Annotated in this window: 10 protein-coding genes; 6 read left to right on the forward strand and 4 right to left on the reverse strand. The window is 72.8% G+C overall.

Annotated features, from left to right (window positions below; translation table 11 throughout):
- Window positions 1–29: 29 nt before the first annotated feature.
- A complete protein-coding gene (locus CC117_RS20245; RefSeq protein WP_071086491.1) occupies window positions 30–1,256 on the reverse strand; it encodes a sensor histidine kinase in 1,227 nt (408 codons plus the stop codon).
- Window positions 1,253–1,900 (reverse strand): response regulator transcription factor, encoded by a 648-nt coding sequence (locus CC117_RS20250; protein ID WP_116287845.1) that lies wholly within the window; start codon window positions 1,898–1,900, stop codon window positions 1,253–1,255. The genes CC117_RS20245 and CC117_RS20250 overlap by 4 nt, the downstream gene beginning before the upstream one ends.
- Window positions 1,901–2,181: 281 nt before the next feature.
- Here CC117_RS20250 and CC117_RS20260 point away from each other — a divergent pair, with 281 nt between their 5' ends.
- Genes CC117_RS20260 through CC117_RS20275 form a run of 4 tightly spaced genes read left to right on the forward strand, consistent with a single transcriptional unit; the run spans window position 2,182 to window position 5,805 of the window.
- A complete protein-coding gene (locus CC117_RS20260; protein ID WP_071086496.1) occupies window positions 2,182–2,676 on the forward strand; it encodes a hypothetical protein in 495 nt (164 codons plus the stop codon).
- The gene (locus CC117_RS20265) at window positions 2,673–3,812 is read left to right on the forward strand and encodes a peptidoglycan-binding protein (protein WP_241830274.1); all 1,140 of its coding nucleotides are present in this window, start codon (window positions 2,673–2,675) and stop codon (window positions 3,810–3,812) included. Before CC117_RS20260 ends, CC117_RS20265 begins: the two co-directional genes overlap by 4 nt.
- A complete protein-coding gene (locus tag CC117_RS20270; RefSeq protein ID WP_084132454.1) occupies window positions 3,809–4,582 on the forward strand; it encodes an ABC transporter ATP-binding protein in 774 nt (257 codons plus the stop codon). Before CC117_RS20265 ends, CC117_RS20270 begins: the two co-directional genes overlap by 4 nt.
- Complete coding sequence (locus CC117_RS20275; RefSeq protein WP_071086498.1) at window positions 4,579–5,805, forward strand: ABC transporter permease; 1,227 nt, start codon at window positions 4,579–4,581, stop codon at window positions 5,803–5,805. The genes CC117_RS20270 and CC117_RS20275 overlap by 4 nt, the downstream gene beginning before the upstream one ends.
- A gap of 94 nt (window positions 5,806–5,899) precedes the next feature.
- Here the strand turns inward: CC117_RS20275 and CC117_RS20280 are convergent, their stop codons facing one another.
- Entirely contained in the window at window positions 5,900–7,048 is a 1,149-nt protein-coding gene (locus CC117_RS20280) for an RNA polymerase sigma factor (protein ID WP_071086500.1), read from the reverse strand.
- Between the two features lie 21 nt (window positions 7,049–7,069).
- Window positions 7,070–7,483: a YciI family protein gene (locus CC117_RS20285; protein WP_071086502.1), complete on the reverse strand. Its 414-nt coding sequence runs from the start codon at window positions 7,481–7,483 to the stop codon at window positions 7,070–7,072.
- A gap of 450 nt (window positions 7,484–7,933) precedes the next feature.
- Between CC117_RS20285 and CC117_RS20290 the strand changes: the two genes are divergently transcribed.
- Both CC117_RS20290 and CC117_RS20295 read left to right on the forward strand, forming a co-directional pair.
- Window positions 7,934–8,476: a hypothetical protein gene (locus tag CC117_RS20290; RefSeq protein WP_071086505.1), complete on the forward strand. Its 543-nt coding sequence runs from the start codon at window positions 7,934–7,936 to the stop codon at window positions 8,474–8,476.
- A gap of 290 nt (window positions 8,477–8,766) precedes the next feature.
- The gene (locus tag CC117_RS20295) at window positions 8,767–10,392 is read left to right on the forward strand and encodes an AAA family ATPase (protein ID WP_131803100.1); all 1,626 of its coding nucleotides are present in this window, start codon (window positions 8,767–8,769) and stop codon (window positions 10,390–10,392) included.
- The last annotated feature ends 49 nt before the right edge of the window (window positions 10,393–10,441 follow it).

A 10,441-nucleotide genomic window follows, 5' to 3' on the forward strand; every position in this document is an offset into this window, starting at 1 on the left:
CGCCGGGAGATCGCCGGACGGCACCCGAGTCACGGCGCGTCCACCTCTCCGTGTCGTGATGCTGCTGGGAAGGCGATCCGCAGGTCGAGTCCGCCCCCCTCGCCGGGGCGGGCGGTGATGTGACCGTGATGGCTGTCCGAGATCGTTTTGATGATGGCGAGGCCGAGGCCGAACCCGCGGCGCTCCGGGCCGTGTGCCCGTCTGGGCTGGCCGCGCCGGAACGGTTCGAAAAGTCCGTCGACGTCGTCGGGACGCAGCTGCGGGCCGCTGTTGGCGATGGCCAGGTGCGTGTCGGCGCCGACCGTGYCGGTGCCGATGGCGATCCAGCCGCCGGGCACGTTGTGGTTGATCGCGTTCTCGACGAGGTTGCGGACGAGTTGGTGGAGCAGGATGGGATCGCCGAGCACCGGGGCCGTCGCCAGCTGGGCGTCGACCCGGGGGCTGGCCGGGGTGCCCGAGCGAGCCTGGGCGAGGACGTCCGCCGTGACGTCGGCGAGATCGACGGGGACCGGTTCGACGAGCTCGTTGCCTCCGTCGGCGAGGGTCAGGAGCCGGTCGACGAGATCGGTGTTCCTGGTGTTGATGGCCAGCAGACGGTCGGCGAAGTGCACGGTGTCGGGGTGAGCGGTCGGTTTGGTCGCTTCGAGCTCGATCACGGCCCGCTCCAGTGCGAGTGGGGTGCGGAGCTCGTGGGAGGCGCTCGCGACGAAGCGGCGCTGGCCGTCGAAGGCGCGGTCGAGGGTTTCGAGCATGGCGTCGAAGGCGTCGGCGAGCCGTTGGACGTCGTCGTTGTGCCCGGTCAGCGTGATCCGCCGGCGCAGGTCGCGGTGCGGGCCGGTGGAACGGGCGATCTGCTCGGCGGTGGTGGTGATGGCGTGGAGCGGCCGCAGGCCGCGCCCGGCGATGACCCAGCCGGTGCCCGCGGTGGCGAGGCCGATGACGACGACGATGGCGCTGCCCCGGGCGAGCAGCGTGTCGAGGGCGGCGTTCCGGATGCGCTCCTCGTTGTCCCTGATCTGGCCGGCGAGGTCGTCGAGCCTGATGCGGTCTCCGCTGGGCGTGGTGATGGTCGTCTCCCCTGACTGGTCCGCCCGCTGGCGAAGGGCGGCGATGCGGGAATCGGAGTCCCCGGTGAGCTCGGCATCGAGACGGGTCTGGACGACCAGGTACAGCAGAGCCAGAATGACCGCTCCGGCAAAGATCGACAGGGCGCCGTAGAGGGCGGTGAGACGGGCGCGCAGGCTCAGGCGGTTCATCGGAGGCGGTATCCCACCGCTGGCAGCGTCTCGATCAGTGGGGGTGCGCCGAGCTTGCGACGCAGCTTCATCACCGTCATGCGAACGGTGTTCGTGAAGGGGTCGATGTTCTCGTCCCAGACCTTTTCCAGCAGCTCCTCGGCGGACAGGATGCCGCCGCCGGCACGCAGCAGTTCGACCAGGACCGCGTACTCCTTGTTCGTCAGGATGACGGGGCGGCCGTCCCGGGTGACGGCCCGGCTGGTCTGATCCACGCGCAGGCCGGCGCGTTCGAGAACCGGAGCGGCCGCCGGGGCGGTGCGCCGGGAGAGGGCGTGCACCCGGGCGGACAGCTCGGCCAGTGCGAACGGTTTCACGAGATAGTCGTCAGCGCCGATCGCGAGGCCTTCGACCCGGGCGCGGACCGCCGAGGCGGYGGTGAGCATCAGCACCCGCGTCGATCGCCCGGCGGCCACGATCGCACGGCAGACGTCGTCGCCGTGYACGACCGGCAGGTCCCGGTCCAGGACCACGACATCGTAGTCGTGAGCGGCGCACTTCTCCAGCGCCTCGCCGCCGTCGTAGGCCACGTCGACCGCGAACGACTCCCGCGCCAGCGCCTCACGCAGTGCGTCGGCGAGCYGCGGCTCGTCCTCCACGACCATCACCCGAACCACCGGCTCTCCTCCTTCTCCCCGTCGGCGCCCCGCATGGCCGTGGCCTCTCCTGCCAGGCGTGGCGCGGCTGCCGTCCAGCGCGGCTGCCGTCCAGCGCGGCTGCCGTCCAGCGCGGCTGCCGTCCAGCGTGGCGCCGCCGGCATAACCAGCGGATAACCAGCGCCGAAGCCGCCGGCGCCGGCGCTGGCGGACGTTACGGCCGGGTTATCCGCGATGCCGTGCACTGGGCGGCGTACTCGGCAGCTCCCAACCCATGCTGGAGGAAGCGGATGACACGAAGGACGGGGCCGTGGGCGGCTGCGACCGCGGGGCTGGGCCTGGTGGTCATGGTCCTCGCCGGGTGTGGCTCCGGCGGCGACGCCGAAGCGGCGGCCAGCGGCGGTGCCACGGCGACGCCAACGGCCCAGACGCACGCGCAGTGTATGCGTGGCCACGGCGTCGACGTGGCCGACCCGGACCCGTCCACGGGAGCTCCGCAGTTCGGCGCGGGCGTCGACCCGGACGATCCGGCCGTCAGACAGGCGCTGGATGCCTGCCGGGATCTGCTTCCCGCGGGCAGCCGGGGCGAACCGAGCGACGCGGACCTCGACGTCTACGTCGCCTTCGCGCAGTGCCTGCGCGACAACGGCCTGCCAGGCTTTCCCGACCCCCAGCCCGGCTCGGCCGGCGGCCTGTTCGCCGGTGCGGACGTCGACCGCGACGACCCGGCGTTCCAACAGGCGGCCGAGCAGTGCCAGGACATCCTCGACAAGGCCGGCACGTGACCTGGGCCCGGGCGCTGGTCGCCCCGCTGGCGAGCCCGCTGCGGCGCCTGCCGGGCCTGCCGGGCCTGTCGCGCCGGCACCTGCTCGTCCTCGCGGGGGCGGGCGTCCTGGCACTGATCGTCGCCGCCGCGGTGGGATTCGGCGGCGGCTCGCCGGCACCGCCCGGCCCGGTTCCCGGGGCGACCGCGACGGTCCAACGCGGCACCCTCACCGAGACGCAAGCGGTCGGCGGTCTGATCTCCTACGGCGAGCCGGTCGGACTCGTCGCCCGGCAGCAGTCCGGAGTCGTCACCTGGATCGCCGCGCCGGGCACGACGGTGAAGATCGGCCAGCCCGTGTACGCGGTCGACGCCATGCCGGTCATCCTCCTGCACGGCACCGCGACGCCGTACCGGACGCTCACCGCCGGCACGGTCGGACCCGACGTCCAGGAGCTGGAGGCCAGCCTCCAGGAGCTGGGCCACACCGGTCTCACCGTCGATGACACCTACGACGCCGCCACCGCCTCGGCCGTGCAGGAGTGGCAGGCCGCAAGCGGGCTACCCGTCACAGGCACCGTCCCACCTGACCAGATCTTCGTCCACGACGGCGACATCCGGGTCGCCCTCCAGGCCATCCCGGTCGGCAGCCTCCTGGGCCCGCAGCCCAACCAGCAGGTCATCACCTACAGCGGCACCACGCAGGTGGCGTCGATCCCGCTGGACGTCGCCCTGCAGCATCTCGTGCACACCGGCGACCCGGCGACCGTCACGCTGCCGACCGGGCAACGTCTCGACGRCACGGTCAGCAGCGTCGGCACCGTCGCCCAGACCATCGAGGAGCAGAACAAGACCTTCGTCACCGTGATCGTGTCGTTCGACGATCCGTCCGCGCTCACCGGCGGCTTCGACTCGTCGCCGGTGACGTTGACGATCGTCACCGGGCAGCGTGCGAACGTGCTGACCGTGCCGATCACCGCGCTCCTGGCGAATCCGGACGGCGGATACGCGGTCCAGACGGTTCAGACGGTTCAGACGGTTCAGGACGACGGTCGGTCGACGTTCGTACCGGTGACCACCGGCATGTTCGCGAACGGCAGGGTCGAGATCAGCGGCGCGGGCGTCATCGAGGGCCTCACCGTGCGGGTCGCCCGGTGAGCGCCGCAGCCCCCATCGTCGTCCTCGACCGGGTGTCCAGGCGCTTCGGCACGGTCAGCGCGCTGGCCGACGTCAGCCTGCGGATCGACCGGGGTGAACTCGTCGGGATCGTCGGGCCGTCCGGGTCGGGCAAGTCGACGCTGCTCCACCTGCTCGGCACCCTCGACGGGCCCACTACGGGAACTGTCACCGTCGACGGCCAGCCCGTCCACGTACTGCGTGACGACCAGCGCTCGGCGCTGCGCGCGCAACGCATCGGCTTCGTCTTCCAGCAGTTCCATCTCGCGGCCGGCGCGCCCGCCCTGGACAACGTGGCCGACGGGCTGCTCTACGGCGGCGTGCGGCATCCGGACCGGCTCGAACGTGCGCGCGCCGCCCTGGAGCAGGTCGGTCTCGGCCACCGGGTCCACCACCGGCCGCACCAGCTGTCCGGCGGCGAGCGCCAACGAGTGGCGATCGCCCGCGCCGTGGTCGGCGAGCCCGCGCTGCTGCTCGCCGACGAACCCACCGGCAACCTCGACTCCTCGTCCGGAGCCGACGTGATGACCCTGCTCCGCCAGCTCCACTCCGCCGGAACCACCGTCGTGATCATCACCCATGACCAGAACATCGCCGCCGCCCTGCCGCGGCGCATCGAGATGCGGGACGGCCGCAAGGTCGGCGACAGCGGCGAGAACAACGACAGCGGGGCCAGCGGCGACAGCGGCGACAGCGGGGCCAGCAGCGACGGCGCCGACGACGGCCGGACACCTCGGGGAGCCCACCTATGACCGCCACCCCGGCCCCTGCCCCCGCACCGGTGCCTCGCCCGGCCCGGCTCGCGGCGCGGGACCTGGCCCGCGTCGCCACCGCCGGTCTGCGCACGCGACCGACACGCGTCGCGCTGTCCGCCCTGGGCATCGCGATCGGCATCGCGGCCATGATCGCGATCGTCGGCATCTCCTCCTCCAGCCGGGAGGACTTCCACCGCCAGATCGCCTCGCTCGGCACCAACCTGCTCACCGTCAGCCCCGGCCAGAACCTCTTCGGCGACCAGGCACACCTGCCCACCGAGGCGGTCGCCATGATCGGCGCGGTCGGCGGCGTCGAGTCTGTCAGCGCCACCGGCCTGGTGCCGGACGCCAGGGCCTACCGCAACGACCACATCCCGGCAGCGGAATCCGGCAGCATCGCCGTGCTGGCGACCAGGCTGGACCTGCCCGACGCCGTCGGAGCCGACGTCGTCGCCGGTGCCTACCTCAACGAGGCGACCCAGCACTATCCCGCCGTCGTCCTCGGATCGACGGCCGCGGCCCACCTGGGCATCGACGCGACCGGACTGGAGCAGCAGATCCACCTCGGCGGCGGGTGGTTCACCGTCGTCGGCCTCCTCGCCCCGGTCGGCCTCGCGCCCGAGCTCGACCGCGCCGCCCTCGTCGGCTGGCCCGCCGCCGTTGACCTGCTCGGCTTCGACACCTACCCGACCACCCTCTACACCCGGGCAGACCCCGACCAGGTCGAAGCCGTCCAGACGCTGCTCGCCCGCACAGCCAACCCGGCGGCCCCCAACGAGGTCGACGTCTCGCGCCCCTCCGACGCCCTCGCCGCACGGCATGCCGCCGACTCCACGCTGGGCGCGCTCCTGCTCGGCCTTGGTTCCGTCGCGCTGCTCGTCGGCGGCATCGGCGTCGCGAACACGATGGTCATCTCCGTCCTCGAACGACGGGGCGAGGTCGGGCTGCGCCGCGCCCTCGGGGCCACCCGCGGCGACATCCGCAACCAGTTCCTCGCCGAGGCGCTTCTCCTGTCCACACTCGGCGGGATCACCGGACTTCTCCTCGGCATCGGCATCACCACGGGCTACGCCACCACCCAGAGCTGGCCCACCGTCGTCCCACCCTGGGCGATGCTTCTCGCCCTCGGCGCCACCCTCGTCATCGGAGCCGCCGCCGGTCTGCACCCCGCCACCCGCGCCTCCCGTCTCGAACCCACCGAAGCCCTCGTCGCGCCCTGACCTGACCCGACAGGACGTCGAAGGCGCCTACCGGCGGCGACCAACGACGGCGGCGACCAACGACGGCGGCGCCCGTCAGCGTCACCGGCGACCGTCAGCGTCCTCGGCGGGTGTTGTTGAGGCGGGCGGCCTGGCGTGTCAGATGGTCGCGTTCGGCGAGGTTGGGTGCCTTCCGGGCCGCCTCGGCGTACAGCCGTGCCGCCGTCGCCAGGTCGCCGTCACGCTCGTGGAGGTACGCCGCCACCGCGGTGTGGCGGGGCAGTGAGGCGTCCAGCCCCGCGAGTGCGGCCAGGCCGGCGCGCGGCCCGTCGGCCTCGCCGACGGCCACCGCGCGGTTGAGCCGGACGACCGGGCTGTCGGTCAGGCGGGCGAGCTCGTCGTACCACTCGACGATCTGCACCCAGTCCGTCTCCTCTACGGTGGGCGCGTCGGCGTGCAGTGCCGCGATGGCGGCCTGGGCCTGGAACTCGCCCAGCCGGTCGCGGGCGAGGGCGGCCTGCAGTACGTCGACGCCCTCGGCGATCAGTGTGGTGTCCCACCGGCCGCGGTCCTGCGCGGCGAGCGGCACCAGCGCCCCGTCGGGCGCGGTCCGGGCGGCGCGCCGGGCGTGGTGGAGCAGCATGAGGGCGAGCAGCCCCGCGACCTCCGGGTGGTCGATCGCCGCCGCGAGCTGCCGGGTGAGCCGGATGGCCTCGGCGGCGAGGTCGACGTCGCCGGCGTAGCCCTCGTTGAACACCAGGTAGAGGACGCGCAGCACGGTGGCGACGTCCCCGGGCTGGTCGAACCGCACGCCGGAGACGGTCCGCTTCGCCCGGCTGATGCGTTGCGCCATGGTCGCCTCGGGCACCAGGTAGGCCTGCGCGATCTGACGGGTGGTCAGGCCGCCCACAGCCCGCAGCGTGAGCGCGACCGCAGACGCCGGGGTCAGTGACGGGTGCGCGCACAGGAAGTACAGCTGCAGTGTGTCGTCCACCGCGGGCGCGGGCCCGGGCGCCGGCTCCTCGTCGACGACGTCCTCACGGCGGCGGCGGGCCACGTCCGCCCGGGCCGCGTCGAGGAACCGACGCCACGCCACGGTGACCAGCCAGCCCTTCGGGTCCCGCGGCGGGTCGGCCGGCCAGACGCGGACCGCCTCGACCAGTGCCTCCTGCACGGCGTCCTCGGCCGCCGCGAAGTCAGCCCCGCGGCGGACGAGGATCCCGAGCACCTGGGGGCTGAGGCCGCGCAGCAGAACCTCGTCCACCTCGGAGGCCAGTCTCGGAGGTCAGTGGCACTCGGAGATGTTGGGCGCCGCGGTCAGGAACGGGCGCAGCTCAAGCCACTCGTGGATCGGCTTCCCACCCGCCCCGGGGGCGGCCGACAGCTCCCCGGCCAGCTCGACGGCGCGCTCGTAGCTGTCGACGTCGATCACCATCCAGCCGGCGATGAGATCCTTCGTCTCGGCGAACGGGCCGTCGGTGACCGGCGGACGTCCCTCGCCGTCGTACCGGACGAACGTTCCCTCCGGCGCGAGCGCCTGGCCGTCGACGAACTCGCCGGTCCCCTCGAGCCGGGCCGCGAAGTCGTTCATGTACTGGATGTGGGCCGAGATCTCCTCCGGCGTCCACTTGTCCATCGGCACGTCGTTCACCGCAGCCGGCGCGCCGCGGTAGTGCTTGAGCAGCAGGTACTTGGCCATGACGGTTCTCCTCCGTGCTGGTGCGGCCCATTGTGGCCGCGTCCACCCCAGGGACGGAGCCAGCCACGGCATCTCGACATCCCCGCCCGAACTTTTTCCGGCGATCGTGGACGAGCCCGGGGCGAGCCCAGGTACACGTCGCGTGGCGTGTCCGGTCCGTGGCGTGGTGTGGCGTGCGGGCGACGGAGCCAGGCCCCGTCCTGACCGGTGGCGGCCGTGGACCCGTCGCGAATCCCGACGACGTGTGCCGCAACCGGCAGGCAGAAGAACCTGCCCGTGTCACCCGGACCCGGGCAAAAGGCGAGAACGGGGCCTGTCTATCCGTGTGTTTTCGTGTGTTTCACGGGAATGCGGGCCACCGTCATGACCCGCCCAGCGCACGCCCTGTCATGAAAGGCCCTGACCGCGGGTAGGGGACGTGGTATCTGTCGTAGACCGAAGGGCGGCCATATGGCGAACCGGGTGTACGTCTGGAACCAGACCCCTCCGACGCTGTCGCTGCAGTTCAGCCAGCTCGGCGCCCCCCTGGAGCAGGGAACGTACTGGGATGTCCTGTCGAAATCCGTCCCCTACGAGGACTCGGGCAACCCCGCGGACGTGATGTGGGTCGACAACAGCGAGGGAATCAAGGACAATCTTGAATACTGGTGGGACATCGACGTCAACCTCCCTGACGGCACCTACCTCTTCACCGCCCAGCCCCGCGAGATCGGAGACGCGGTCGGCTCGGACAAGAGCATCARCACCAAGCGGACCCAGCAGCCCGACGAGTGGAACGACCCGTGGATCACCGCGGAGGAATCCTGGGGGCCGAACCACATCGTCTCCGTCGACGGTCAGAGCTACGAGATCCAGTACCTGTGGGACTCGATGGGTACCATCCAGGACTGGTGTTTCTCCTTCTGGGTGAGCCCGCCCTCCACGGATCAGGAGCGCCAGCGCCGCCGTGAGGAGATGCTGGCGAGGACCCGCGCCCTGCGATCCCTGTCGTAGCGCCCGCACACCACGCACCTGCCCGGCATCGCCGCGGTCTGCTCCRCAGCCGGGCGGCCGCGATTGTTCGACCGGTCGGCGGGGTTGAAACACGTCGATTGGTTATCGCGGTCAGACCATTCCGGTATAAGGGCTGCGTTTTTGTCCGGCCGCCTTGCAGCGTGTTAGCGTGACGCGCAGCTGGTGGGGGTGCGATGCAGGGCTCGGATAGTTTTGCGGACCAGGATTTCGGCCCGGGGYCGCTGGCCTCGTTATGGCGCTATCGGTTCGCCTCCGCTGCGATCATCACTGTGGGCCTGCTCGGTGGGGCCGCCCACGGCCTGGTGGAAGTGCCGCCCACGAAGGCGGTGGCGCGGATCGGCCTGGCGAACCCCCGTGGCCTCACGGCGGTCTTCGGCGGGAGCGGCTCAGGTGCGGACCTGGGCCGGTACGCGAGCGCCCGGGCGCAGTTCGCGGAGAGCACCGATGTGCTGGTCGCCGCGGCCGAGGCCCTGCGTGACGGGACGTCCGCGGTCACGCTCCGGACGGCCGTCGAGGTCACCGCCACCCCGGACGCGGACGTCCTGACCGTGACCGCGACCGCCCCCGACGCGCGGCAGGCGGAGCGCCGGGCGGACGCGGTCGTCGCCGCCTACCAGAAGCTGACCCTGCAGGCGACGAACGGCACGGTGATCAGCCAGCTTGCCGCGGTGGCCCGCGCGCAGACCGAGCTCGGCCAGCAGCTGCGGATGGGCGTCCTCGACGCGGGCGGTGCCGGTGCCGCGACGACCGCGCTCGCGGAGCTGCAGCAGACCGCCGCCCGGGCGCAGACGGAGGCGGCCCTGTTCGGCTCGGGCACGGTGTTCGTCGAGAAGGCGGCCGTGCGTGACCTGACGAGCCGGGTGAGTCGCGCGGAGCGGGGTGCCCTGCTCGGCCTGCTGGTCGGGGTGCTGGTGGCCGGGGCGGCGGCCTGGGTGCGGGCCGGCCGGCGGCGCGAGGTGGAGGACAGCGAGACGATCGCCCAGGTGCTCGGCACCAGGCTGCTGGGCGAGATCCCGGCCGTCAGCCGGCGCGATGTCGGCGGGCGGGGTGTCGGCCGACGCGGTGTCGGCCGACGCGGTGTCGGCGGGCGGGGTGTCGGCGGGTGGGAGCGCGGCCCGGACGGTCCGCGCCGTCCGCCGCTGCCCGGCCACCATGCCGCCGCCGGTGTCCTGGCCGCCGTGGGTGGGCACGGGCTGTTCGTCGTGGCCGGTGCCGCCCGCCACGACGGGCGGACGACGACCGCCCTCGGTCTCGCGACCGCCCTCGCCGCCGGCGGCTCCAGGGTCGCCCTGATCGACGGTGACCTGCGGACCGGCCGGCTCACGACCCGGTTCGGCCTGCCGGCCACCGCGAACGGACTCGCGCAGCTCGCGGCGGGGACGTCCCCGCTCGCCGACGTCGTGCGGACGTTCGAGGTGGCGGACGGCGGTGACATCACGTTCATCCCGCGCGGTCAGGTCACGGCCGCTGGTGATCTTGTCGGCCTGCTGCGGCGGCCGGAGCTCACCGAGACGTTCACCCGCCTCAAGAAGGTCTTCGACATCGTGCTGGTCGACACCCCGGCGGCCGGCTCGACCTCGGACGCGTTCCTGCTCGCCGCGACAGCCACCGGCATCATCGCGGTGGCGCGGTGGCGCTCACCGGTCCGTCCGCTGTACCGCCTGCACGCGCAGGCCGAGGCCATGGCTGTTCCGCTGGTCGGCGTGGTGGTCACCCGCGGGCCGCGCGTCCGCGGCGGCTACGACGAGCTGCCCGCGGGCGCCGCCGGTGCGTCCGGCGGGTCCGGCGGGTCCGGCGGTGGCGAGGACGATGTCCACCACCGGAACGGCGGCCCTGAGCAGCCGTCGAGCGGGGATCCCGTCACGGGCCCGCCGGCCTTCACCGCCCGGCGGTGACGCCCACCGGCGAGTTACCGCCCGGCTCCGCATCACCGCCCGGCTCCGC

The organism is Parafrankia colletiae (genome assembly GCF_001854655.1).
Taxonomy (GTDB): domain Bacteria; phylum Actinomycetota; class Actinomycetes; order Frankiales; family Frankiaceae; genus Parafrankia; species Parafrankia colletiae.

Coding starts and splice junctions, on each gene's coding strand:
- CC117_RS20275 (WP_071086498.1), top strand. CDS start 4,579: ATGACCGCCACCCCGGCCCCTGCCCCCGCACCGGTGCCTCGCCCGGCC.
- CC117_RS20285 (WP_071086502.1), bottom strand. CDS start 7,483: ATGGCCAAGTACCTGCTGCTCAAGCACTACCGCGGCGCGCCGGCTGCG.
- CC117_RS20260 (WP_071086496.1), top strand. CDS start 2,182: ATGACACGAAGGACGGGGCCGTGGGCGGCTGCGACCGCGGGGCTGGGC.